This window comes from Streptomyces sp. KPB2 (assembly GCF_003950055.1).
GTDB classification, from domain to species: Bacteria; Actinomycetota; Actinomycetes; order Streptomycetales; family Streptomycetaceae; genus Streptomyces; species Streptomyces salinarius.
In genome coordinates this window covers 1,327,621-1,351,900 of the sequence record NZ_CP034353.1, presented here as the reverse complement: position 1 = coordinate 1,351,900, position 24,280 = coordinate 1,327,621, and the positions used below count along the sequence as shown (strand labels likewise).

Here is a 24,280-nt window from a genome sequence, read left to right as displayed (position 1 = left end):
GACCCTATGTTCCCGCCCCCACCGCGCCCCAGCGGATTAAACGTGAGCCACATCGCCCCGGCCCGGCCGGCGGAGCCCCTGTTCACCGGGGCGGTGAGCGGCTTCCATGGGGAAGCGTGACGACGATCCGACGTGAGGTACTGACCCTGCCCGCCGCGCCGCTGGGCCCGGACAACCCCCTGCCGCCGCTGCGCCCCCTGGACGAGGCCCACCGCATCGACGACCGGGACCGGGCGGACCTGCCGCGCGACATGGCCCGCCAGGTCGACTACGAGCCACTGCGCAGCCTGCTGCCCGTCCAGGTCCGCGACGGCTACGGACGCGGACGCGCACCGAGCGGGCTGGACGCCCTCGTCATCGAGAACGACCGGCTGCGGGCCACCGTCCTGCCGGCCCTCGGCGGCCGCATCGCCTCCCTCCGCCACAAGCCGACCGACCGCGAGCTCCTCTACGTCAACCCCGTCCTCCAGCCCGCCAACTTCGCCCTCAACGGCGCCTGGTTCTCCGGCGGCATCGAGTGGAACATCGGCGCCACCGGCCACACCACGCTGTCCTGCTCACCCGTGCACGCAGCCCGCGTCCCCGCTCCGGACGGCGGGGAGATGCTGCGCCTGTGGGAGTGGGAGCGGCTGCGCGACCTGCCCTTCCAGGTCGACCTGTGGCTGCCGGACGGCTCGGACTTCCTCTACGTCGGCGCCCGGATCCGCAACCCGCACGAGCACCCGGTGCCCACCTACTGGTGGTCCAACATCGCCGTCCCCGAGGACCGCCGTGTCCTCGCCCCCGCCGACGAGGCCTGGCACTTCGGCTACGAGCGCAGACTGCGCCGTGTCCCGGTCCCGGAGTACGACGGGATCGACCGGACCCACCCGCTGAACAGCACCTACGCCGCCGACTACTTCTACGAGGTGCCGGAGGACCGGCGCCGCTGGATCGCCGCCCTCGACGAGCACGGCCACGGGCTGGTGCAGACCTCGACCGACGTGCTGCGCGGCCGCAAGCTGTTCGTGTGGGGCACCGGACCCGGCGGACGGCGCTGGCAGGAGTGGCTCACCGAACCCGGCACCGGCGGCTACTGCGAGATCCAGGCCGGGCTCGTCCGCACCCAGCTCGAACACGTCAGGCTGGAGGCGGAGAGCGAGGTCTCCTGGCTGGAGGCATACGGACCGCTCGACGCCCCGCCCGAGGGCGACTGGCACAGCGTCCTGCGCGGGGCCGAGGACCGGCTGGAGGCCGCCCTGCCGCGGGCCGACGTCGACGGCGCGTACGACGCCTGGCTGCCGTACGCCGACGCCGAGCCCGGCGAGCGCCTGGCCACCGGATCGGGCTGGGGCGCCCTCGAAGTACTGCGGGCCGGCTGGAAACTGCCCGGCACGCCCTTCGACGAGGACACCCTCGGTGAGCAGCAGCGGCCCTGGCTGCACCTGCTGCGCGCCGGGTCGCTGCCCGAGCCGGAGCACCACGAACCGCCCGGCGGGACGCTGGTCGCCCGGCCCTGGCGGGACATGATGGAGACGACGGCCGCCACGCCCCTGGCCGAGTACCACCTAGGTGTCGCGCAGTGGCACGGCGGCGACCGCGCACAGGCGGTACGCAGCTGGGAACGCGGCCTCCAGAGCCTCCAGGGTCTCGAAAGCGCCCAGAGCCCCCGGAGCCCCCAGGACCCGGGGGCCGCGGCCGACCGCTGGCCGTTGCTGCGCTGCCTCGCCGTCGCCGACCGGGAGGACGGCCACCACGAGCGCGCCGCCGACCGCTACGCGGAGGCCTTCGCCGACCTCTGCGCACGCCGGCCGGACGGGCTGCGGGACGCGGGCGGGGACAGTCGGTGGACGGCCGTCGCCGCCGCGCTCGGCGGCGAGGCGATCGGGGCGCTGCTCGCGGCCGGGCGCACCGCCGACGCCCGGGCCGTGTGGGAGCGGCTGGAACCGGCGACGCGGGCCCGGGGCCGCTTCCGCCTCACCGAGGCGGAGTTGCTGGCCGCCGAGGGCCGGCGGGAGGAGGCGCGCGCCGTCTTCGACGAGGGCTTCGAGGTCGCCGACCTGAGAGAGGGCGCCGAGAGCATAGGCCTGCTGTGGGCCCGCCTCGACGACGCGCCGCTCCCGGCCCGCTACGACTTCCGGATGCGGCCGGACCGGGAGTGATCCGAACCGCCCGCCCTGCCCGTCCCGCTCTGCCGGGGACCCGGGACCCGGGGCTATTTCTGCTGCCGGTCCACGTACTCGTAGATCGCCCCGTCCGGATGACGGGCGATCAGGTTGCGGCCGGCGGGCGTGGCGACCGGGCCGGCGATGATGTCCGCGCCCAGTGAGCCGAGTACGCGGTGCGTCTCCTCGACGTCCGTCACGGCGATCGTCGCGGCCACCTTGCGCAGCACTTCGAGTTGGGACTCGGGCCCGCTCATCAGCAGGAAGCAGCCGACCGCGGCGACATGCACCCCGCCGCGTTCGAAACGGAGGGCCTCGCCGCCGGCCAGTCCCTCGTAGAAGGGGATCGCCTTGTCCAGGTCGTCGACGTAGATGCGCAGTGTGGCTCCCAGAATGTCCATACGGAGGAGCCTAGTTGCGTCCGCCGGTCGGCCACCGCCGGTCCGGCCATGGAAGCCGGGTCCGCGGGTACCCGCAACACATGGACCGCATGGATCACTTGGAACACCTGGACAGGCAACTGGTCGACGAGCTGGCGCAGGTGGCACGCGAGACCGTGCGCGACGAACTGCGCGAACAGACTCGCAGGCAGCGCCGCAAGGCCGCGCTGTACGCCGCGTCCGGCACCGCAGCCCTGTACGCGGGCGCCGCCGTCTCGCTGGCCGTGGGACTGGCGCTCGCCGTCGTACTGCCGGGCTGGGCCGCGGCGTTGATCACGGCCGTCCTCCTGGGCGTCGTGGCGTACTTGCTGCGCGGCGCGGCCCGGCCGCACGCCTCCGGACCGGGCTCCGCCCACGGCGCCGGTCACGACCACGTCGTCGGCGGCGGCGCGCCCGGCGGGCCCCCGAGCGGCCTCGGCGGTGTGCCGTACCCGCCGATGCCACCCGTCGCACCCGGCGGCGCGGGCGCGGCGACCGGTGCCCCGGGCGCGGGCACGCCCGCACCGGGCGGCACCGGACCGGCGGCCCCGCGCCAGGACGACATCGACCCCGAGGCCGGGCGCGAGCGCGGCTGACCGGCCGCCGCGGACAGGCGTGCGCCCCGCACGGATGCCACTCTTCCGTGCGGGGCGCCTTCTTGTGCCGTGCCGGGCCGGTGAGGTGCCCGCCGGGTCGCGCGTCAGGTGCTCTGCTGGAGCTGCGGCAGCACCTTGGTGCGGTACAGGTCGAAGAAGCCGCGCAGGTCCGGGCCGATCTGGTTGACGTACACCCGGTCGAAGCCGGCGTCGGCGAACCGCTTCAGCTCCGCCACGTGCTCGTCGACATCGGCGCCGCACACCCGGTTGTCGCGGACCATGTCCTCGGTGACCAGGGTCTGCGCCTGCTCGAAGTGTTTCGGCGAGGGCAGCACCTGGCCCAGCTCGCCGGGCAGCTGCTCGTTGGCCCACAGTCGGTGCACCGTGCGCACGGCCGCGTCCTTGTCGGTGTCGTAGCAGACCTTGGTGCCGCCGCTGACCAGGTGGCCGCCGCCCCCGCCCTTGCGGTACTGCTCCACCATCGAGGCGTCCGGCATCATCGTGATGTAGCCGTCGCCGACCCGGGCCGCCAGCTTGGTCGCCGCAGGGCCGAAGCCCGAGATGTCGATCGGGACCGGCTCGTCGGGCACCGTGTACAGGCGGGCGTTCTCCACCGTGTAGTGGGCGCCGTGGTGGTTGACCTCCTCGCCGGTGAGCAGCCGGCGGATGATCAGGATGGCCTCCTCCAGCATCTCCAGGCGTACGTGCGCGGCCGGCCAGGCGTCGCCGAAGATGTGCTCGTTCAGCGCCTCGCCGGTGCCGACGCCCAGCCGGAACCGGCCGTCGGTCATCACCGCGCTGGTCGCCGCGGCCTGCGCCACCACCGCCGGGTGGATGCGCACCGTCGGGCAGGTCACCGCCGTCTCGATCGGCAGGGACACGGCGTCGGACAGCGCGCCGATGACCGACCACACGAACGGACTCTGGCCCTGTTCGCCGTTCCAGGGGTGGTAGTGGTCGGAGATCCACAGCGCCTGGAAACCGGCCTGCTCGGCCATCCGGGCCTGCTCGATGAGCTCAGCGGGACCGTACTGCTCGCACGAGAGGAAGTAGCCGTACTCGGGCATGAGGGGGTGCCTCCGGACAGGGAGCGGGTGGGTCCGGGACCGGGTACCCGGGCACCGGGCCGGAAACCGGCGGCACGGCGGCCTCCTCGCCGGTGGTGCGCGGCCGCCCCGGAGACGTTTGGGCGCCCTGGTCAAGGGGACGCGGAAGGCTCACGAGGTACGCGACAGCCCGGAGGCGAACCGTGAGCCGACCCCGCATCGTGATCGTCGGTGCCGGCTTCGCCGGGTACCGGACGGCCCGCACCCTGTCCCGGCTCACCCGGCACCAGGCCGACATCACCCTGCTCAACCCGACCGACTACTTCCTCTACCTGCCCCTGCTGCCCCAGGTCGCCGCCGGCATCCTGGAACCGCGCCGGGTCAGCGTGTCCCTGTCGGGCACGCTGCCGCACGTACGGCTCGTCCTCGGCGAGGCCGACGGCATCGACCTCGACGGGCGCACCGTGCACTACACCGGCCCGGAGGGCGAGGAGGGCACCCTGCCCTACGACCGGCTGGTGCTCGCCGCGGGCAGCGTCAACAAGCTGCTGCCCATCCCCGGCGTCGCCGAGCACGCCCACGGTTTCCGCGGGCTGCCGGAGGCGCTCTACCTGCGCGACCACGTGACCCGGCAGGTGGAGCTGGCCGCGGCGGCGGACGACCGGGCGGAGTGCGCCGCGCGGTGCACGTTCGTCGTGGTCGGCGCGGGCTACACCGGCACCGAGGTCGCCGCGCACGGCGCGATGTACACCGACGCGCAGGTCCGCAAGCACCCGATGCGCACCGGCATGCGGCCGCGCTGGATGCTGCTCGACGTGGCGCCCCGGGTCATGCCGGAGATGGACGAACGGCTCTCCCGCACCGCCGAGCGGGTCCTGCGGCAGCGCGGCGTCGACGTGCGGATGGGGACCTCCGTGAAGGAGGCCACGCACGACGGGGTGGTGCTGACCGACGGAACGAGCGTCGACACCCGCACGCTGGTGTGGTGCGTGGGCGTGCGGCCCGACCCGCTGGTGGAGTCCCTGGGCCTGCCCATGGAACGCGGCCGGCTGCTCGTCGACCCCCACCTCCAGGTGCCGGGCCGGCCGGAGCTGTTCGCCTGCGGTGACGTGGCCGCCGTGCCCGACCTCAACCAGCCGGGCCAGTACACGCCGATGACCGCCCAGCACGCATGGCGGCACGGCAAGGTCTGCGCCCACAACGTCGTCGCGTCGCTCGGCCGGGGGCAGCGGCGGGCCTACCGCCACCGTGACCTGGGGTTCGTCGTGGACCTCGGCGGCGCGAAGGCAGCCGCCAACCCGCTCGGCGTGCCGATGTCCGGCCCGGCGGCGGGCGCGGTCACCCGCGGCTACCACCTCGCGGCGATGCCGGGCAACCGCGTCCGGGTCGCCGCGGACTGGCTGCTCGACGCGGTGCTGCCGCGCCAGGCCGTACAGCTCGGCCTCGTACGGTCCTGGTCCGTGCCGCTGGAGTCGTCGTCGCCCGAGGTCGCGCGGGTGCCGGGGCGACCGGAGGTGCCGGGGCGACCGGAGGGGGCCGGGAGGCCCGCGACGCCCACGACGCCCGACAGGCAGCGGTCGGACACCGAGCCGGCGGGCGAGCAGGTCGGCGGCACGACGAACGACGCGGCGGCGAAGACTCAGCCGGACAGCGAGCCCGCGCGCTCCCGCCCGGGCGGCGAACCGGCCGGGAACCAGCCCGGCGGCGAGCCCGCCAAGGCACGGCCGGGCAGCGAGCCTGCCAAGGCACAACCCGGCGGCCAGCCCGCCAAGAACCAGCCCGGCGGCGAGCCCGCCAAGAACCAGCCGGGCAGCGAGCCTGCCAAGGCACAGCCGGGCGGCGAGCCCGCCAAGAACCAACCGCACGGTGAGCGTGCGAAGAAGGGGCCGTCCGGTTCGCCCCGCGCGTCCGGCAAGCCGCGCCGGGCCGTGGAAGCCGCCGGACCGCGCCCCGCCCGGGGAGGCTCCGGCAGGCCGGGGAAGGCGCCGCGCGCGTCCGGTGCGGGCTCCGCCGGCAAACACCCCGCCGCCCCGTCCGGACCGAGCCGGTCCGCGGGCCCGCCCACCGACCCCGGTCCCGAACCGCCGGCGAACCAGCCGCCCCCGGGACCCGACATCGCCCCCGGCCCGGTCAAGCGCACCGACGGCCGCGCCGCGGAAGGAGACTCATGAACACCGGTGAACTCGTCGACCTCGGACAGCAGTTGCGTGTCGACAGCGTACGGGCGTCCGCCGCCGCGGGCTCCGGGCACCCGACGTCGTCGATGTCCGCCGCGGACCTGATGGCCGTACTGCTGGCCAACCACCTCCGCTACGACTTCGGGCGCCCCGCCCACCCCGGCAACGACCGCTTCGTGCTCTCCAAGGGACACGCCTCGCCCCTGCTCTACTCCGCCTTCAAGGCGGCCGGCGCCATCGACGACGAGGAACTGCTCACCTTCCGCAAGCTGGGCAGCCGCCTGGAGGGGCACCCCACGCCGCAGCGGCTGCCGTGGGTCGAGACGGCCACCGGGTCGCTCGGACAGGGACTGCCCGTGGGCGTCGGCATCGCCCTGTCCGGCAAGCGCCTCGACCACACCGACTACCGGGTGTGGGTGCTGTGCGGCGACAGCGAGCTGGCCGAAGGGTCGATCTGGGAGGCCGCCGAGCACGCCGGGCACGAGCACCTCGACAACCTCACCGTGATCGTCGACGTCAACCGGCTCGGCCAGCGCGGCCCCACCCGGCACGGCCACGATCTCGACGCGTACGCGCGCCGCTTCCGGGCCTTCGAGTGGCACACCATCGAGATCGACGGCCACGACGTCGACGCCATCGACCGCGCCTACGGCGAGGCCCTGTCCACCAAGGGACAGCCCACCGCGATCATCGCCCGCACCCTCAAGGGCAAGGGCGTCAAGGCCGTGGAGGACCGCGAGGGCCAGCACGGCAAGCCGCTGCCAGAGGCCGAGGAGGCCGTCGCCGAACTCGGCGGCCCCCGTGACCTCACGGTGCGGGTGCACGCGCCCGAGGACTCGCGGGCCCTGCACTCGACGGGCACCGGACAGACCGAGCTGCCCCGCTACGACAAGGGCGACGAGATCGCCACCCGCAACGCCTTCGGCGAGGCGCTCGCGGCCGTGGGCACCGCGCGCGGCGACGTCGTCGCCCTCGACGGCGAGGTCGGCGACTCCACCCGGGCCGAGTTCTTCGCCAAGGAACACCCCGAGCGCTACTTCGAGTGCTACATCGCCGAGCAGCAGATGGTCGCCGCCGCCGTGGGGATGGCGGCGCGCGGCTGGGTGCCGTTCGCCACCACCTTCGCCGCCTTCCTGACCCGCGCCCACGACTTCGTGCGGATGGCCTCGATCAGCGGCTCCGGCATCAACCTCGTCGGCTCCCACGCCGGCGTCGCCATCGGCCAGGACGGGCCCAGCCAGATGGGCCTGGAGGACCTCGCGATGATGCGGGCCGTCCACGGCTCGACCGTGCTGTACCCGTGCGACGCCAACCAGGCCGCGCGCCTGGTCGCCGAGATGGCAGGGCTGGAGGGCATCCGGTACCTGCGCACCTCGCGCGGCGGGAGCAAGGTGATCTACGGCCCGGACGAGGAGTTCCCCGTCGGCGGCAGCAAGGTGCTGCGCTCCTCCGACGCCGACCGGCTCACCCTCGTCGCGGCCGGCGTCACCCTGCACGAGGCGCTCGCCGCGGCCGACGCGCTCGGAGCGGACGGCATCCCGGTCCGCGTGATCGATCTGTACTCCGTCAAGCCCGTCGACCGGGCCACCCTGCGCGCGGCCGCCGAGGAGACCGACTGCCTGGTGACCGTGGAGGACCACCGCCCGGAGGGCGGCATCGGCGACGCCGTCCTGGACGCGTTCACGGACGGACGGCCCGTGCCCCGGCTGGTGCGGCTCGCGGTCACGACGATGCCGGGCTCCGCGACCCCCGCCGAGGAGCTGCACGCCGCGGGGATCGACGCCGAGTCCATCGAGGCGGCCGCACGGATGCTCGTGGAGCAGGCGATCGTGCCGTGAGCGGGCGCGGGGGCCGGAACGGCGACAGCGGCGGTGACGGCGCCCGGACCGTGCGGGCCGGGCGTCGCACCGTGCAGGTCCACCGGCCGGACAAGGTGCTGTTCCCGGCCGGTGCGGGCGGCGCCGGGGAGCCGAAGGAGTACACCAAGGGCGATCTCGTCGACTACCACCGAGCCGTCGCCCCGTTCATGCTGCCGCACCTGCGGGGCCGCCCCCTGATGCTGGAGCGGCACCCGGACGGGATCGACGGGCCGCGGTTCATGCAGAAGAACACCCCGGAGCACTACCCGGAGTGGATCGAACGCGTCGAGGTCGGCAAGGAGGGCGGCACGGTCTGCCACACCGTCTGCGACGACTCCGCCACCCTCGTCTACCTCGCCGACCAGGCCGCGCTCACCCTGCACCGCTGGCTGTCCCGGACCGGACGGATCGACCTGCCCGACCGCATGGTCTTCGACCTCGACCCGGCCGGAGACGACTTCGAGGCGGTCCGGGAGGCGGCCCGGCTGCTGGGCGACCTGCTCGACGAGCTGAAGCTGCCCTCGGCGCCGATGACCACCGGCTCCCGGGGGCTGCACGTCGTCGTGCCGCTGGACGGCCGCCAGGACTTCGACGACGTACGCGACTTCGCGCGGGCCGTCGCCGACGTCCTGGCCGCCGCCCACCCCGACCGGCTCACCACCGCCGCCCGCAAGAAGGACCGCGGCGACCGGCTCTACCTCGACATCCAGCGCAACGCCTACGCCCAGACCGCGGTCGCCCCCTTCACCGTGCGCGCCCGCCCCGGCGCACCCGTGGCCACGCCCATCTCCTGGGACCAACTGGACGACCCCGGCCTGCACGCCCGCCGCTGGACCGTCGCGGACGCCGTGGAACAGGCCCGCACCAGGCCCTGGGCCGGGCTCGCGGACCGCGCCCGGGCCCTGGGCCCCGCCCGGCGCCGGCTGAACGCCATGCACGACTGAGCGAGCCGCGCAACTCGGCGAGGTTTGGCGAACACACATGCGGCCACACGGAGGGGGAGGTGGCCATGTCGAACACGAACAGCACATCCGACTCACAAGACGCACCACAGAGTTCACGAAAGCCACATACATCACAGAAGACTCAGAAGTCTCAAGCGTCACAGTCGCCACAGGAGTCGCGCCGTCCCAAGCCGATGGAGGTTCTGCGCGAGGCGCGGGCCCAGCTGGCGGAGCTCACCGGGATGACCGCCGAGTCCGTGTCGTCGTTCGAGCAGACGGACGAGGGCTGGGCGCTGGAGGTCGAGGTCCTGGAACTGGAGCGGGTGCCCGACACCATGAGCCTGATGGCGAGCTACCAGGTGGAGCTGGACGCAGAGGGGCAGCTCACGGGCTACCGGCGGGTACGGCGCTACGAGCGCGGCCGGGCCGACGCCCGCGGCAGCCGCTAGGCCGGCGCACGGCGCCCGCTCCCGTACCGGCGCACACCATTCACACCGACAAGATGGAGGAATAACAGGCATGACTGTCGTACCGGCACAACAAACCGGCGGCGGAGGCGGCAGCAGCGGCCTCTACGACGTGCTTGAGCTTGTTCTGGACAGGGGGCTCGTCATCGACGCCTTCGTGCGTGTCTCCCTGGTCGGCATCGAGATCCTGAAGATCGACGTCCGTGTCGTCGTCGCCAGCGTGGACACGTATCTGCGCTTCGCCGAGGCGTGCAACCGGCTCGACCTGGAGGCCGGGCCGCGCAAGGACCCGGGACTGCCCGACCTGGTCGGCGAGATGACCGAGTCCGGCGCCCGCGGCAAGTCCAAGGGGGCGCTGTCCGGCGCTGCCGAGACCATCTCCGACGCGTTCAAGCAGGCCCGTGACGAGGGCGGCTCCGAGCGCGAGACCTCGTCGCGACCGCGCGCCCGCAAGGCCGCGCCCTCGCGCCGGAAGGAGGAGCAGGAGTGAGTACGTACGTCTACGGCATCACCGCCGCCACGCATCCCTCGCTCCCCGAGGGCACCGGCGGCGTCGGTGACCCGCCGCGCGAGGTGCGGATCCTCAAGGAGGGCGACCTGGCGGCCGTCGTCAGCGACGCACCCGAGGGACTGCGCCCCAAGCGCAGGGAGCTGCTCGCCCACCAGAACGTGCTCAGCGAGGTCGGTGCGGACGGCTGCGTGCTGCCCATGCGCTTCGGCAGCATCGCCCCGGACGACAAGGCGGTCACCGGGGTGCTCGCCGAGCGCGCCGAACACTACGCGGAGCGCCTGGACGCGCTGGACGGCCGGGTCGAGTACAACGTCAAGGCCACCCACGTCGAAGAGGCCGTGCTGCACCACGTGATGGCCCAGAACCCCGAGATCCGCGCCCTCGCGGAGTCCAACCGGCAGGCGGGCGGCGGAACGTACGAGACGAAGATCCGGCTCGGCGAGATGGTCGCGGCCGCGGTCAAGGGCAAGGAGGCCGAGGACGCCACGACGCTGGAGCGCGCCCTGGAACCGGCCGCCGACGCCGTGAGCGTGGGTCCCGAGTCCACCGGCTGGCTGGCCAACGTCTCGTTCCTGGTCAAGCGGGAGGCGGCCGACGACTTCCTGGAGGCCGTCGAGCGGGCCCGCGGCGACATGCCGCACCTGGAGGTCCGCCTGAACGGTCCGCTCCCGCCGTACAGCTTCGTCGAGCCGGGCCCTGCCGAGCCCGCGGGCACCGCGGCCGGCGGGGCGGACGCCGGAGCGGGGTGACGACATGGGGCTGATCTCGGAAGTCCTGCTGCTGCCGCTCGCGCCGGTGCGCGGCAGCGGCTGGGCCATCAGACAGGTACTGAGCGAGGCGGAGCGCATCTACTACGACCCCGCCACCGTACGAGCCGAACTTGCCCGCCTGGAGGAGCAGTTGGAGGCCGGTGAGATCACCGAGGAGGAGTTCGACCGACAGGAGGACGAGCTTCTGGACCGGCTGGAGATCGCTACGCGCACGAGCGCGGGATTGGGCAACGGGACGGCACCATGAACCGAACGGGACTGGGCCTCGCGATAGGGGCCGGTTATCTGCTGGGACGCACCAAGAAGCTGAAACTCGCGGTCGCCGTGGGCACGATGGTCGCCGGCAAGAAGATGAACCTGACCCCGAAGGGCATCGCCGAACTGGTCTCCGGACAGCTGCAGAACAACCCCCAGTTCAAGGAGATCGGGGACCAGCTGCGCACGGATCTGCGGGGTGTGGGCAAGGCGGCCTCGGGCGCCATGGTCGAGCGGCAGCTGGACGCGCTGGCCGACCGGCTGCACGGGCGCACCGCCGAGGTGCGCGACCAGCTCTCCGGCGCGGCGTCCCAGGCGGCAGGCGTCGGATCGGACGACTCCCGCGACTCCGAGGACTCGGAGGACTCGGAGCCCGAGGAGCGCGAGGAGCCCGAGGGACGCGAGGAGCCCGAGGGACGCGACGAGCGCGACGAGAGCGACGAGCGCGGGGAACGGCGCGCGCCGCGGCGTGAGCGGCCGGCCAGGAAGGCTCCGCCCGAAGCGCGGAAGACGGCCAAGAAGACGCCCGCGAAGAAGGCCGCGGCCAAGGCGCCCGCGAGGAAGGCGGCGGCGAAGCGGGCCCAGCCCGCGAAGAAGACGGCCGCCAAGAAGACGGCTGCCAAGAAGACGTCCGGTGCCCGTCAGTCGAAGGGCGGTGGTGAGCGATGAGCGACACCCTCGGATCCGCGGCCTCCGGGGCGGGAGACGCCGCGAAGAAGAACCCGCTGGCCGACGTCGCGCAGAGCGAGGCGGCCGACCGCCTGAAGGCGGAGGTGCAGGACTACCTCGCCGCCCAGGCCACCCGGCTGCTGACCGGCCTCGGCACCAAGCTGGGCGAGACCACCGGCAAGCTCAACGACATCGCCGAGGGCAACAGCCCGGGATTCGCCAAGCTCGCCCTCGACGGCGGACGCAAGCTCGCCGAGGGCAAGGGCCCCATGCGGGCGGCCTTCGAGGTCGGCGCCGGCAAGGTGAAGGACAACGTGGTCGGCGCCTTCAAGAACCTCACCGGCGGCAAGGGCGGGAAGAAGGGCGGCGGCGGTCAGAAGCCGACCGTCATCATCGAGTACGTCGACGTCGGCGTACCGCTGCGCACCGCCTACGACCAGTGGACCCAGTACCAGGACTTCAGCACCTTCGCCAAGGGCGTCAAGAGCGCGAACCGCGCCGACGACACGACCTCGGACTGGCAGCTGAAGGTCTTCTGGTCCAACCGCAGCTGGAAGGCGACGACCACCGAGCAGGTGCCCGACGACCGGATCTCCTGGACGTCCGAGGGTGCCAAGGGCTCCACCAAGGGCGTCGTCAGCTTCCACGAGCTGGCCCCCAGCCTGACCCGCGTGGTCCTGGTCATCGAGTACTACCCGAGCGGTCTGTTCGAGAAGACCGGCAACATCTGGCGCGCCCAGGGCCGCCGGGCCCGGCTCGACCTGAAGAACTACGTCCGTCACATCACCTTCAAGGGAGAGGCCGACGACGGCTGGCGCGGCGAGATCCGCGACGGCGAGGTCGTCCGAAGCCACGAGGACGCGGTCGCGGAGGAGGAAGAGCAGCAGGACCGGGACCAGGAACCGGAGCAGGAGTCCGAGGGCGGGGCGGAGGCCGAGTACGACGAGGAGCCCGAGGGCGAGTACGAGGAAGAGCCCGAGGGCGAGTACGAGGAGGAACCGGAGGAAGAGGCCGACGCCGAGTACGAGGACGAACCGGAGGGCGAGTACGAGGAGCCCCCGGCGGAGAAGGAAGCCGGGGAGGACGAGTACGCGTCCCGTGACGAGTACGAGGACGCCGAGGGCGGGAGCCGTCGATGACCACCCCCAGCCGGCTGCCCGATCCCTACGGCCAGGGACAGAGCGCCAACCTCGCCGACATCCTGGAGCGGGTGCTCGACAAGGGAGTCGTGATCGCGGGCGACATCAAGATCAATCTGCTCGACATCGAGTTGCTGACCATCAAGCTGCGGCTCGTCGTCGCCTCCGTGGACAAGGCCAAGGAGATGGGCATCGACTGGTGGGAGAGCGATCCCGCCCTGTCCTCGCGCGCCCGGCACGACGAGCTCACCCGGGAGAACGCGGCGCTGCGTGAACGCCTGCGTGAGCTGGACCCGGGCCGGGTCCCGAGGGAGGCGCCGTGACCGGACTGCGCTACGTCTACGCCGTCTGCCGTCCCTTCGACGCGGCCCTGCAGACCCAGCTCACGGGGGTCGCGGGCGACCCGCCCCGGCTGCTGCCGCACGGCGACCTGGTCGCCGTCGTCAGCCACGTGCCCGAGGCCGACTTCAGCGAGGAGGAACTCCGCGCCCACCTGGAGGACCTGGACTGGCTGACCGCCACCGCCCGCGCCCACCAGCAGGTCGTCGACGCGCTCACCGCCGTCACCACCCCGCTGCCGCTCCGGCTGGCCACCGTCTTCCGGGACGACAGCGGCGTACGCGTGATGCTGGAGAAGCGCGAGGCGGCCTTCCGGCGCACGCTCGACCGGCTGGACGGGCGGGTGGAGTGGGGCGTGAAGGTGTACGTCGAGACGGAGAAGACCGAGCAGTCGGAGCAGGCGGGGGCCGGGCGGTCGGCCGCATCGGCCCCGCCCGCGCCGAAGCCCGTCTCGGGCCGGGACTACCTGCGGCAGCGGCGCCGGCAGTCCCGGGCGAGCGACGACCTGTGGAGCAGGGCCGAGGAGTTCGCCACGGGGCTGCACGCGACGCTGTCCGGCCGGGCCGACGACGCCCGGCTGCACGCCCCGCAGAATCCGCGCCTTTCCGGGGCGGCCGGACGGAACGTGCTCAATGCCGCCTATCTGGTGCGCCGCGACGCATCCGAGGAATTCGTGGAAATGGTGGACCGTACGAAGGACGACGTGCCCGGAATTCGCGCGGAACTCACCGGGCCCTGGGCCGCCTATTCCTTCGCCGGGGAGAATGCGGGGGAGGGGTCGTGACCGTTGTGGAGCGCCGCGAGATCGCCCTCGTGGACCTGCTCGACCGGCTGCTGGCCGGCGGGGTCGTCATCACCGGCGACGTCACGCTGCGTATCGCGGACGTCGACCTGGTCCGCATCGACCTGAACGCGTTGATCAGCTCGGTCAACCGCAACGTCCCCTCACCGTTCGGGGACTGACATGACCGAACACCCCGGGCATCCGGAACCGGCCGAGCCCCGCGCGCGCCGCCTCGACCTCGACCCCGACACGGTCGAGCGCGATCTGATGAAGCTGGTGCTGACGGTCGTCGAGCTGCTGCGCCAGCTCATGGAACGCCAGGCGCTGCGCCGCGTCGACGAGGGCGACCTGAGCGAGGACCAGGAGGAGCGGATCGGGCTCACCCTGATGCTCCTCGACGACCGCATGACCGAACTGCGCGACCGCTACGGACTGCGGCCCGAGGACCTGAACCTGGACCTCGGGCCGCTGGGACCGCTGCTGCCCCGGGAGTGAGCGTCACTCCCGGGGCAGCAGCCTCGTCACCGGTCGTTCCTCGCCGGCCGGTGCGTCACCGGCCAGGCGTCACCGGTCGTTCACCACCGGTACCAGCGGCCCCTGCCGCCACCGGTCTTCGTCCCGCGGGCCAGGAAACCGATCAGCCACAGGACCAGAACCGCCAGAGCGATCCACCAGAGAACCTTCACCGCGAACCCGACACCGAAAAGAACGATCGCGAGAAGCAGTACGAGCAGAAGCGGAACCATAGTGTGTAACCTCCTGCCGTACTGGTTTCCCGAAATTCACCGAACAGGCGTCGGTCGGGCTTCCTTTCGGCACAGAATTTCTCCGTGCAGGACGCTGAACCAGCTTTCCGGCTGCTTTCCCCACTCCCGCCAGGCCGCCGAGACGGCCCGCAGTTGCTCCGGCGTGGCGTGACCGCCCTCGGTGGCGCGTTCCGCGTACGCCGACGCGAGGGTGCGGTCCGCCCACAGGCCGCTCCACCACTCCCGCTCCTCGGGCGCGGCGAAGGTCCAGGTGGCCGAGGTCGCCGTGATGTCGGTGAACCCCGCCTCCAGCGCCCAGGCCTTCAGCCGGCGCCCGGCGTCCGGCTCGCCCCCGTTGGCGCGGGCCACCCGGCGGTACAGGTCCAGCCAGTCGTCCATGCCCGGGGACGCGGGGTACCAGGTCATGGCGCCGTAGTCGGAGTCGCGGACGGCGATGATCCCGTTCGGCTTCGCGACCCTCTTCATCTCCCGCAGCGCCCGCACCGGGTCGCCCACGTGCTGGAGCACCTGGTGGGCGTGGACCACGCAGAAGGTGTCGTCCGGGTAGTCCAGCGCGTGCACGTCGGCGACCGCGAAGTCGGTGTTGGCCAGCCCGCGCCCGGCGGCCGTGGCCCGGGCCCTCGCCACGATCTCCGGAGCCCGGTCCACACCGGTGACGTGGCCGTCCGGAACCAGTTCCGCCAGGTCGGCGGTGATGGTGCCGGGTCCGCAGCCGACGTCCAGGATCCGCATGTGCGGCCGCAGCGATCCCAGCAGGTAGGCGGCGGAGTTCTCGGCGGTGCGCCAGGTGTGCGAGCGGAGCACGGACTCGTGGTGTCCGTGCGTGTAGACGGCGGTCTCATGCGGCTTCGGCATGGTGGATCCCCTCTCCGGCAGTGCGCTCACGGTACGCCGGACGGCCGCATGATGAGATACCCGTATTGCGATATGGACTGACGGTTCGTCAGGAGAGCAGTCCGCCGCCGGGCAGGGGCCGGTACACCGTGAGCGCCTCGGGCAGCTTCTCCAGCGTCAGGTCGCCCTCGGTCTCGGTCAGCTCGCCGTCGTACGCCATCAGCGTGCCCGGCGCGACCCCCGACAGGCGCAGTCGGGGCACCTGCACCGCGGCGTGGGCGGGGGAGCGGGTCAGCGGTCCCGCGAGGGCCGCGGAGAGCAGCCGCAGGGCGGGCCGGCGGCCCCCGTGCACCACCCGCACGTCCAACTGGCCGTCCGCCAGGTCGAGCCGGCGCCCCGAGGCCAGTCCCCGGCGGTGGTACGTGCCGTTGCCCGCGAACAGCATCCACAGCGGACGCCTGCGGCCGCGCACCTCGGCCTCCAGCGGGTGCCGGTCGGCGCGCAGCACCCGCACGGCCGCAAGCACCCCGGCCGGCCAGCCGCCGATCCGGGACGACCAGCGCTCCCGCTCGTTCACCAGCTCCGGGTACACACCGAGGCTGAAGGTGTTCAGGAAGACGCCGCGCCGCCCGCCGGAGGCGAACCGGCCCACGTCCACCCGCACCCCCTCGCCCCGCTCCAGCGCGCCGCACAGATCCCGTACGTCCTCGACGCCCAGGTCGTAGGCGAAGTGGTTGAGCGTGCCGCCGGGCAGGACCGCGAGCGGCAGCCCGTGCCGGAGCGCGATCTCGGCCGCGGCGTTCACGGTGCCGTCGCCGCCGCACACACCGAGCACCCGGGCATGCCCGGCCGCCTTCTCCAGCTCGGCCCGGACGTCCCCCGGCTCGCACTCCACGACCTCGGCGTCGGGCAGCGCGTCGCACAGCGCCCGCACCCGGTCCGAGGTGCCCGAGCCGACGTTGGCGACCATGACGAGCCCCTCGCCGCCGGGCAGCGCGGGCACCTCGGCACGCGGCCGGGCCGGCGGGACGTGCTGCGCCCGCGTCGGCACCATCCCCCGCACGGCGAACGCGGCCCCGGCCCCGAGCGCCGCGCCGGCCAGGACGTCGCTCGGGAAGTGGACGCCGGTGTAGACCCGGGACAGGACGACCGCGGCCGCCACCGGGGCCACCGCCGCACCCCACGCCGGGGACTCCAGCGCGACGCCGGTCGCGAAGGCGGCGGCCGACGCGGCGTGCCCGGACGGGAACGACGTCGTGATCGGCTGCCGCTTCAACTGCCGCACCAGCGGGACCGGGTCGAGGACCGGCCGGGGCCGGCGCACCGAGCGCTTGCCGAGGGTGTTGATCGTCAGCGAGGCGAGACCCAGCGAGGCCAGGCCCCGGGCGGCGGCCCGCCGGGCCCTCGGCGTACGGGTCGCGGCCAGCGCGGCGCCCGCCGCGAACCACAGCACTCCGTGGTTGGCGCTCCGGCTCAACCGGGGCAGCAGGGGGTCCGCGCCGAGCCAGGTACGGGCGGCGACGGCCTCGAACAGCCGCTGGTCCAGCCGCAGGAAACCGGTGCGCAGGGGGTGCGGGCCGGGCGTCGGGGCGGTGAGGTCTACGTCGGGACTCATGGCTCCCACCTACCCTGCGGACGGCATTTCCTGCCGTGGCGCTCCCCACGTGCCGCGCCTCCCCGTCCCGCCGCCGAAAACGGTTTGCCGGGAGCCCGGCCGGAGCCGCAGAATCCGGTCCCATGGGTCACCTCGAAGCCGCGCATCTGGAGTACTACCTTCCCGACGGGAGGGCGCTGCTCGGCGACGTCTCCTTCCGGGTGGGGGAGGGGGCCGTCGTGGCCCTCGTCGGACCCAACGGCGCGGGCAAGACCACCCTGCTGCGCCTGCTGGCCGGCGAGCTGAAGCCGCACGGCGGCTCCGTCACCGTCACCGGCGGCCTCGGCGTCATGCGCCAGTTCGTCGGCTCCGTACGGGACGAGACGACCGTGCGCGACCTGCTGGTGTCCGTGGCGCAGCCCCGGATCCGCGAGGCCGCCCGTGCCGTCGACGCCGCCGAGCACGCGATCATGACGGTCGACGACGAGGCCGCCCAACTGGCGTACGCGCAGGCACTCGCCGACTGGGCCGAGGCACGCGGGTACGAGGCCGAGACCCTGTGGGACATCTGCACCACCGCCGCGCTCGGGGTGCCCTACGAGAAGGCCCAGTGGCGACAGGTGAGCACGCTCTCCGGCGGCGAGCAGAAGCGCCTCGTCCTGGAGGCGCTGATGCGCGGCACCGACGAGGTGCTCCTGCTCGACGAGCCGGACAACTACCTCGACGTGCCCGGCAAGCGCTGGCTGGAGGAGCGGCTCGCCGAGACCCGCAAGACCGTGCTCTTCGTCTCCCACGACCGGGAACTGCTCGCCCGCGCCGCGCAGAAGATCGTCTCCGTCGAACCCGGCCCCGCCGGCGCCGACGCCTGGGTGCACGGCGGCGGCTTCGCCACCTTCCACGAGGCCCGCCGGGAACGCTTCGCCCGCTTCGAGGAACTGCGCCGCCGCTGGGACGAGAAGCACGCCCAGCTGAAGAAGCTCGTCCTGACGCTCCGCCAGGCCGCCGAGAACAGCCCGGACATGGCGTCCCGCTACCGTGCGGCCCAGACCAGGCTGCGCAAGTTCGAGGAGGCCGGACCGCCGCCCGAGCCGCCGCGCGAGCAGGACATCAGGATGCGCCTGAAGGGCGGCCGCACCGGCGTGCGCGCCGTCACCTGCGGGCAACTGGAACTCACCGGCCTGATGAAACCCTTCGACCTGGAGGTCTTCTACGGCGAACGGGTCGCCGTCCTCGGCTCCAACGGCTCCGGCAAGTCGCACTTCCTGCGACTGCTGGCCGGCGACGAGGTGGCGCACACCGGGGACTGGAAGCTCGGGGCGCGCGTGGTGCCCGGCCACTTCGCGCAGACCCACGCCCACCCCGAACTGCTGGGCCGCACCCTCCTGGACATCCTGTGGACCGACCACGCCCAGGACCGGGGCGCCGCCATGTCCCGGCTGCGCCGCTACGAGCTGACCCAGCAGGCCGAGCGGGCCTTCGACCGGCTCTCCGGCGGCCAGCAGGCCCGCTTCCAGATCCTGCTCCTCGAACTCCAAGGCGTCACCGCCCTGCTCCTGGACGAGCCCACCGACAACCTCGACCTGGAGTCGGCCGAAGCCCTCCAGGAGGGCCTGGAGGGCTTCGAGGGCACGGTCCTCGCGGTCACCCACGACCGCTGGTTCGCCCGCTCCTTCGACCGGTACCTGGTCTTCGGCAGCGACGGACGCGTGCGCGAGACGCCGGAGCCGGTCTGGGACGAACGGCGGGTCGAGCGGGCGCGCTGAGCCACCCCGGTCAGGTACGGGTCCGGGTCACCTCCAGCGCAGCAGCGCCCCCAGGCCGCCCACCGGCGCCTTCTCCGCGGTCTCCGGCGGCAGCACCGGCGTCACCGAGATCGCCGGGGCGCCGGTCATCACCGCGGAGCGCAGCAGGGCGTCGTCCGCCCGGGCCGACCAGGAGTTCTGCTCGCCGAGCGTCTTCAGCTCGGTACGGCGCACCGCCACCTGGTCGGCGTCCTCGCCGATCCACACCTCCCGGTGGGTGTCGGGGGCGTCCGGGATGACCAGCAGCTCGTCGATGCGGTGCTCCCGGGCGGCCTCGACCAGCGCGGGCACGCCCTCGGCCGCGCCGGACCGGCCCTCGTCGTCCCGCGACCTGGCGGCCAGGAACCGGTCCAGGTCCTCCCGGGCACGGCTGCGGACATGGTCCTCGCGCAGCCCCTCCACCTCGTCGTCCAGCAGCCTGCTGCCGGCGCCGCGCGAGGCCTCGGCGACGCGCTCCTGCAGACGGTTCGGCAGCCGCTCGTGCACGGAACGCCGCTCCCGGTCGTCGCCCACCAGGATCAGCAGGTCGGCACCCGTCTCCTCCTGGCACACGGCGAGCGCGTCCGCGATCTCCGCCGCGTTGTGCTCCCAGGTGTTCTCCACCCGGAGCTGGAAGTGCCGCTCCGACCAGTCCACGCTGCTCGTCCGGTGCACCGGCCACTGCCGCCCGGTCACGCCGCCCGCGTCGGAGCTGCCCAGCGCACTGCGCAGCTCGAAGTCGGCGCCCTTGCGGTCGACGTACGCCACCACGCACACCGGGTCCTCGCCGGCCAGGTCGAGCAGCGGCGTGACGTGCGGCAACGGGGCCCAGTCGGCGGTGGTCCCGCCGTACGGGGGCCGGGCCAGCGGCGGATCGAGGACCACCCGGCCGGCGCAGGCGAACAGGGCCCGCCCGTGCGGATCGGTGGCGTGCCGCAGCTCGTCCACCGCCTCCCGCACCGCCCGGCAGGTGGCGTCGTCGGCCCCCTGCTCCGCCAGCTCCCGGGCCACCGCGGCGGCCGTCAGCTCCCGCTCGTGGGCGGTGTCCTCCGCGTTCCGGGAGAGGTCGACGTAGACGGAGGCCCAGGGTCCCTGGTGTTCGTAGAGGGGGTGGAGAAACGCGAGGTCCATGTGGCTGCCCTCCCGGGTGCCGCTCGGGGGTGGTAGTGCTCCGGGGCGGGTACCCGGGTCGCATGAACGAACACGACACGCGGGACGACACCATGACCGGAGTGGACCCGGGCCGCCTGGACGACCAGCAGCTGATGAAAGAGCTGGAGACCATCCACCGCACCCGCCACGACACCCTCCTGTACGGGTCGAACGACGCGCTGCGGGCGCACAACGACCGGATGGCCCGGCTCGAGGGCGAATGGCTGCGCCGCAACCCCCGGCGCCCGGTGGCCGCGGGCCGCACCCGCGAGGGCGCCCGGGAGCGCGGCTGCGGCCAGACCGCCGCGCCCGGTGGCTGAGCGCGGCGGCGGGCCACCGCGATCCCTCGCCGGTGGCCCGCCGCCGTGATTCCGTGTGCCCGCCTCAGCCGGCCGCCTTGGCGAACTCCGCGAGGTAGGTCTCGCAGAACGCCCCGAGGTCGTCCGGCTTGCGGCTGGTGATCAAGGTGTTGCTGCCCGCGTCGCAGACCTTGACCTGTTCGTCGACCCAGGTGGCGCCCGCGTTGCGCAGGTCGGTCCGCAGACTGGGCCACGAGGTCATGGTGCGGCCGCGCACGACGTCCGCCTCGACCAGCGTCCACGGCGCGTGACAGATGGCGGCCACCGGGCGGCCCTGCGTGAAGAAGTCCTTGACGAAGGCCACGGCCTTCTCGTCCGTCCGCAGGAAGTCCGGGTTGGCCACCCCGCCGGGCAGCACCAGGCCGCCGAAGGAGTCGGCGGACGTGTCGCCCACCACCTCGTCGACCGGGAAGGTGTCCGCCTTGTCGAGGTGATCGAAGCCCTGGACCTTCCCGGACTGCGTGGAGACCAGCACGGGTTCGTGCCCCGCGTCCTTCGCCGCCTTCCACGGCTCGGTCAGTTCGACCTGCTCCACGCCCTCGGGCGCGGTGAGAAATGCGATCCGCATGGAGTTCGGACTCCCTTCCTTCAGGTACCGGACGGACCGGACCGGCCGCTCTCGGTGAGGGCCACCGCCAGGTCCTGGACGTTGTCGTAGCGCGCCTTGTGCGGCAGCCGGTCCAGCCCTTCGACGAGGGCGTCCGACGCGTTGCCGCGGCGCAGCGCGCGGGTCAGTTCCCGCGGTCCCGCGGGGAAGCTGCCCCGGGTCAGGTTCCGGGCCAGCTCCAGCCGCAGCGCCTCCAGGTACGTCGGTCCGCGGCCCGGTGTCACCGGTCCGTACATGACGTCCGGATCGTCCTCGGCGGCCGGCTCCGGGTCGTTCCACTCCTCGCTGCGGGTGGGGTGCCCGGACCTGAGCAGACCCTGCAGTTCGTGCTTCATCTCGTCGTCGCGGTGGACGCTCATCCGGTCGCTGCCTCGCTGCATGTCTCCCTCCACATCCTCAGGGGGTGCGGACCGCGTACCCGGACACCGCGGGCCGACACGGAATCACCCGGACGGGTCCATTCCGATTTCATCCGGGCCGGTGCGCGGATCAGGTGCGCGGATCGACGGACGGGAGACGAATCAGTAATCGAGAAGCGCGGGCCGTCGTGGCCGCTCTAGCGTGTGACCACCGAGGCACTGAGGGCGTCACCCTTCACCGAGCCCCCGACAGATGGAGACACGATGAGCAGCGCCAGGAGGCCGGGCCCGCAGGGGACCGGATCGCACGTCGCCGACAGCCACGACCTGATCCGTGTGCACGGCGCCCGCGAGAACAACCTCAAGGACGTCAGCGTCGACCTGCCCAAGCGCCGGTTGACCGTGTTCACCGGAGTCTCCGGCTCGGGCAAGAGCTCGCTGGTCTTCAACACCATCGCCGCCGAGTCCCAGCGGCTGATCAACGAGACCTACAGCGCGTTCGTCCAGGGTTTCATGCCCACGCTCGCCCGGCCGGAGGTGGACGTCCTGGACGGCCTCACCACCGCGATCATCGTGGACCAGCAGCGGATGGGCGCCGACCCGCGCTCCACCGTCGGCACCGCCACCGACGTCAACGCGATGCTGCGCATCCTCTTCAGCCGCCTCGGCGAGCCGCACATCGGCCCGCCCAGCGCCTACTCCTTCAACACCGCCTCGGTCCGGGCCAGCGGCGCGATCACCGTCGAGCGCGGCAGCAAGAAGGCGGTGAAGGCGACCTTCCAGCGCACCGGCGGCATGTGCACGCACTGCGAGGGCCGCGGCACCGTCTCCGACATCGACCTGACCCAGCTCTACGACGACTCCAAGTCGCTCGCCGAGGGCGCCTTCACCATCCCCGGCTGGAAGTCGGACAGCCAGTGGACCGTGCAGGTGTACGCCCAGTCCGGCTTCGTCGACCCGGACAAGCCGATCCGCGAGTACACCGACAAGGAACTGCGGGACTTCCTGTACGGCGAGCCGGTCAAGGTGAAGGTCAACGGCGTCAACCTCACCTACGAAGGGCTCATCCCGAAGATCCAGAAGTCGTTCCTGTCCAAGGACAAGGAGGCGATGCAGCCGCACATCAGGGCCTTCGTGGAGCGCGCCGTCACCTTCACCACCTGCCCCGAGTGCGAGGGCACCCGGCTCAGCGAGGGCGCCCGCTCGTCGAAGATCGGGAAGATCTCCATCGCCGACGCCTGCGCGATGGAGATCCGGGACCTGGCCGAGTGGGTCCGCGAGCTCGACGAGCCGTCGGTCGCCCCGCTGCTCACCGCCCTGCGGGACACCCTCGACTCCTTCACGGAGATCGGCCTCGGCTACCTCTCCCTCGACCGGCCCGCGGGCACCCTGTCCGGCGGCGAGGCACAGCGCGTCAAGATGATCCGCCACCTCGGCTCCTCCCTCACCGACACCACGTACGTCTTCGACGAGCCCACCGTCGGACTGCACCCGCACGACATCCAGCGGATGAACGACCTGCTGCTGCGCCTGCGCGACAAGGGCAACACGGTCCTCGTCGTCGAGCACAAGCCGGAGGCCATCGCGATCGCCGACCACGTCGTCGACCTCGGCCCCGGCGCCGGCACCGCGGGCGGCACCGTCTGCTTCGAGGGCACCGTCGAGGAGCTGAGGGCAGCCGACACCGTCACCGGCCGCCACCTCGACGACCGCGCCACCCTCAAGGAGTCGGTCCGCAAGCCCACCGGGGCCCTGGAGATCCGCGGCGCGAACACGCACAACCTCCAGGACGTCGACGTCGACGTCCCGCTCGGCGTCCTCTGCGTGGTCACCGGCGTGGCGGGCTCCGGCAAGAGCTCCCTGATCCACGGCTCCGTCCCGGCCGGCGCCGACGTCGTCTCCGTCGACCAGAGCCCCATCAAGGGCTCGCGGCGCAGCAACCCCGCGACGTACACCGGACTGCTCGACCCCATCCGCAAGGCCTTCGCCAAGGCCAACGGAGTGAAGCCGGCCCTCTTCAGCGCCAACTCCGAGGGCGCCTGCCCCACCTGCAACGGCGCCGGTGTCGTCTACACCGACCTGGCGATGATGGCCGGCGTCGCGACCCCCTGCGAGGACTGCGAGGGCAAGCGGTTCCAGCCCTCGGTGCTGGAGTACCGCTTCGGCGGCCGGGACATCAGCGAGGTGCTCGCGATGTCCGTGGACCGGGCCGAGGAGTTCTTCGGCGCGGGGGAGGCGCGCACCCCGGCCGCGCACAAGATCCTCCAGCGGCTCTCCGACGTCGGCCTCGGCTACCTCACCCTCGGCCAGCCGCTCACCACCCTCTCCGGCGGCGAGCGGCAGCGGCTCAAGCTGGCCACGCACATGGGCGAGAAGGGCGGCGTGTACGTCCTCGACGAGCCCACCACCGGACTGCACCTCGCCGACGTCGAGCAGCTGCTCGGCCTGCTGGACCGCCTCGTCGACGCCGGCAAGTCGGTCATCGTCATCGAGCACCACCAGGCCGTCATGGCGCACGCCGACTGGATCATCGACCTCGGACCCGGTGCCGGACACGACGGCGGCCGGATCGTCTTCGAGGGCACCCCCGCCGACCTGGTCGCCGACCGCTCCACCCTCACCGGCGAGCACCTCGCCGCCTACGTCGGCGCCTGACCCGGGCAGCGGCCCACGGCGCCGGAAACGCGCTACCGGCGGTGCCCGGTGCC

At 73.0% G+C, this 24,280-nt stretch carries 26 protein-coding genes; 18 read left to right on the top strand and 8 right to left on the bottom strand.

The window, feature by feature from the left end:
• The first annotated feature begins 116 nt into the window (after positions 1-116).
• Complete coding sequence (locus D1J63_RS05890; protein WP_125628030.1) at positions 117-2,141, top strand: DUF5107 domain-containing protein; 2,025 nt, start codon at positions 117-119, stop codon at positions 2,139-2,141.
• A gap of 53 nt (positions 2,142-2,194) precedes the next feature.
• Here D1J63_RS05890 and D1J63_RS05885 read toward each other — a convergent pair whose 3' ends face one another.
• Positions 2,195-2,545 carry a VOC family protein gene (locus D1J63_RS05885; protein WP_102931879.1) on the bottom strand — a complete coding sequence of 117 codons (351 nt, stop codon included), beginning with the start codon at positions 2,543-2,545 and terminating at the stop codon, positions 2,195-2,197.
• Between the two features lie 80 nt (positions 2,546-2,625).
• Between D1J63_RS05885 and D1J63_RS05880 the strand changes: the two genes are divergently transcribed.
• Positions 2,626-3,159, top strand: a complete 534-nt coding sequence (locus D1J63_RS05880) for a phage holin family protein (RefSeq protein ID WP_164712730.1) — start codon at positions 2,626-2,628, stop codon at positions 3,157-3,159.
• A 104-nt stretch (positions 3,160-3,263) separates the two neighbouring features.
• Here the strand turns inward: D1J63_RS05880 and D1J63_RS05875 are convergent, their stop codons facing one another.
• On the bottom strand, positions 3,264-4,226 hold the full coding sequence (locus D1J63_RS05875; protein ID WP_125628028.1) for an LLM class F420-dependent oxidoreductase: 963 nt from the start codon (positions 4,224-4,226) through the stop codon (positions 3,264-3,266).
• Between the two features lie 182 nt (positions 4,227-4,408).
• On the opposite strand from D1J63_RS05875, the gene D1J63_RS05870 reads away from it, so the two are divergent.
• The 13 genes from D1J63_RS05870 (at position 4,409) to D1J63_RS05810 (ending at position 14,614) form a co-directional block, all read left to right on the top strand.
• The gene (locus D1J63_RS05870) at positions 4,409-6,376 is read left to right on the top strand and encodes an FAD-dependent oxidoreductase (protein WP_125628027.1); all 1,968 of its coding nucleotides are present in this window, start codon (positions 4,409-4,411) and stop codon (positions 6,374-6,376) included.
• On the top strand, positions 6,373-8,220 hold the full coding sequence (locus D1J63_RS05865; protein ID WP_125628026.1) for a transketolase: 1,848 nt from the start codon (positions 6,373-6,375) through the stop codon (positions 8,218-8,220). Before D1J63_RS05870 ends, D1J63_RS05865 begins: the two co-directional genes overlap by 4 nt.
• A gap of 50 nt (positions 8,221-8,270) precedes the next feature.
• Entirely contained in the window at positions 8,271-9,185 is a 915-nt protein-coding gene (gene ligD / locus D1J63_RS05860) for a non-homologous end-joining DNA ligase (RefSeq protein ID WP_164713154.1), read from the top strand.
• Positions 9,186-9,250: 65 nt separating this feature from the next.
• Positions 9,251-9,634 (top strand): gas vesicle protein, encoded by a 384-nt coding sequence (locus D1J63_RS05855; RefSeq protein WP_125628024.1) that lies wholly within the window; start codon positions 9,251-9,253, stop codon positions 9,632-9,634.
• A gap of 70 nt (positions 9,635-9,704) precedes the next feature.
• Complete coding sequence (locus D1J63_RS05850; protein ID WP_030178468.1) at positions 9,705-10,142, top strand: gas vesicle structural protein GvpA; 438 nt, start codon at positions 9,705-9,707, stop codon at positions 10,140-10,142.
• Positions 10,139-10,912 (top strand): GvpL/GvpF family gas vesicle protein, encoded by a 774-nt coding sequence (locus D1J63_RS05845; protein WP_125628023.1) that lies wholly within the window; start codon positions 10,139-10,141, stop codon positions 10,910-10,912. The genes D1J63_RS05850 and D1J63_RS05845 overlap by 4 nt, the downstream gene beginning before the upstream one ends.
• Before the next feature lie 4 nt (positions 10,913-10,916).
• Positions 10,917-11,180 carry a gas vesicle protein GvpG gene (locus tag D1J63_RS05840; protein WP_102928925.1) on the top strand — a complete coding sequence of 88 codons (264 nt, stop codon included), beginning with the start codon at positions 10,917-10,919 and terminating at the stop codon, positions 11,178-11,180.
• Positions 11,177-11,857 carry a DNA primase gene (locus D1J63_RS05835; RefSeq protein ID WP_125628022.1) on the top strand — a complete coding sequence of 227 codons (681 nt, stop codon included), beginning with the start codon at positions 11,177-11,179 and terminating at the stop codon, positions 11,855-11,857. The genes D1J63_RS05840 and D1J63_RS05835 overlap by 4 nt, the downstream gene beginning before the upstream one ends.
• On the top strand, positions 11,854-12,996 hold the full coding sequence (locus D1J63_RS05830; protein ID WP_125628021.1) for an SRPBCC family protein: 1,143 nt from the start codon (positions 11,854-11,856) through the stop codon (positions 12,994-12,996). The genes D1J63_RS05835 and D1J63_RS05830 overlap by 4 nt, the downstream gene beginning before the upstream one ends.
• A complete protein-coding gene (locus D1J63_RS05825) occupies positions 12,993-13,319 on the top strand; it encodes a gas vesicle protein (RefSeq protein ID WP_073730590.1) in 327 nt (108 codons plus the stop codon). The genes D1J63_RS05830 and D1J63_RS05825 overlap by 4 nt, the downstream gene beginning before the upstream one ends.
• Positions 13,316-14,119: a GvpL/GvpF family gas vesicle protein gene (locus D1J63_RS05820; protein ID WP_125628020.1), complete on the top strand. Its 804-nt coding sequence runs from the start codon at positions 13,316-13,318 to the stop codon at positions 14,117-14,119. Before D1J63_RS05825 ends, D1J63_RS05820 begins: the two co-directional genes overlap by 4 nt.
• Positions 14,116-14,298 carry a gas vesicle protein gene (locus D1J63_RS05815; RefSeq protein WP_003972471.1) on the top strand — a complete coding sequence of 61 codons (183 nt, stop codon included), beginning with the start codon at positions 14,116-14,118 and terminating at the stop codon, positions 14,296-14,298. The genes D1J63_RS05820 and D1J63_RS05815 overlap by 4 nt, the downstream gene beginning before the upstream one ends.
• Before the next feature lies 1 nt (position 14,299).
• Positions 14,300-14,614: a gas vesicle protein K gene (locus tag D1J63_RS05810; RefSeq protein WP_125628019.1), complete on the top strand. Its 315-nt coding sequence runs from the start codon at positions 14,300-14,302 to the stop codon at positions 14,612-14,614.
• Between the two features lie 80 nt (positions 14,615-14,694).
• Here D1J63_RS05810 and D1J63_RS05805 read toward each other — a convergent pair whose 3' ends face one another.
• The 3 genes from D1J63_RS05805 to D1J63_RS05795 all read right to left on the bottom strand — a co-directional run bounded on the left by D1J63_RS05805 (position 14,695) and on the right by D1J63_RS05795 (position 17,335).
• Positions 14,695-14,865, bottom strand: a complete 171-nt coding sequence (locus D1J63_RS05805; RefSeq protein WP_031042041.1) for a hypothetical protein — start codon at positions 14,863-14,865, stop codon at positions 14,695-14,697.
• Positions 14,866-14,901: 36 nt separating this feature from the next.
• Complete coding sequence (locus D1J63_RS05800; RefSeq protein WP_102928930.1) at positions 14,902-15,741, bottom strand: methyltransferase domain-containing protein; 840 nt, start codon at positions 15,739-15,741, stop codon at positions 14,902-14,904.
• Positions 15,742-15,829: 88 nt separating this feature from the next.
• Positions 15,830-17,335, bottom strand: coding sequence for a bifunctional phosphatase PAP2/diacylglycerol kinase family protein (locus tag D1J63_RS05795; protein WP_125628018.1), 1,506 nt, complete (start codon positions 17,333-17,335; stop codon positions 15,830-15,832).
• Positions 17,336-17,457: 122 nt separating this feature from the next.
• Between D1J63_RS05795 and D1J63_RS05790 the strand changes: the two genes are divergently transcribed.
• Entirely contained in the window at positions 17,458-19,077 is a 1,620-nt protein-coding gene (locus D1J63_RS05790) for an ATP-binding cassette domain-containing protein (RefSeq protein WP_125628017.1), read from the top strand.
• Between the two features lie 27 nt (positions 19,078-19,104).
• Here D1J63_RS05790 and D1J63_RS05785 read toward each other — a convergent pair whose 3' ends face one another.
• Entirely contained in the window at positions 19,105-20,226 is a 1,122-nt protein-coding gene (locus D1J63_RS05785) for a Vms1/Ankzf1 family peptidyl-tRNA hydrolase (RefSeq protein ID WP_102930003.1), read from the bottom strand.
• Between the two features lie 62 nt (positions 20,227-20,288).
• Between D1J63_RS05785 and D1J63_RS05780 the strand changes: the two genes are divergently transcribed.
• Complete coding sequence (locus D1J63_RS05780) at positions 20,289-20,567, top strand: DUF6158 family protein (protein WP_061441432.1); 279 nt, start codon at positions 20,289-20,291, stop codon at positions 20,565-20,567.
• A gap of 64 nt (positions 20,568-20,631) precedes the next feature.
• On the opposite strand, the gene D1J63_RS05775 is transcribed toward D1J63_RS05780, so the two are convergent.
• Positions 20,632-21,174, bottom strand: coding sequence for a type 1 glutamine amidotransferase domain-containing protein (locus D1J63_RS05775; protein ID WP_125628016.1), 543 nt, complete (start codon positions 21,172-21,174; stop codon positions 20,632-20,634).
• A gap of 20 nt (positions 21,175-21,194) precedes the next feature.
• Positions 21,195-21,593 carry a DUF2795 domain-containing protein gene (locus D1J63_RS05770; protein WP_125628015.1) on the bottom strand — a complete coding sequence of 133 codons (399 nt, stop codon included), beginning with the start codon at positions 21,591-21,593 and terminating at the stop codon, positions 21,195-21,197.
• 243 nt (positions 21,594-21,836) lie between these two features.
• Between D1J63_RS05770 and D1J63_RS05765 the strand changes: the two genes are divergently transcribed.
• A complete protein-coding gene (locus D1J63_RS05765) occupies positions 21,837-24,227 on the top strand; it encodes an excinuclease ABC subunit UvrA (RefSeq protein ID WP_125628014.1) in 2,391 nt (796 codons plus the stop codon).
• The last annotated feature ends 53 nt before the right edge of the window (positions 24,228-24,280 follow it).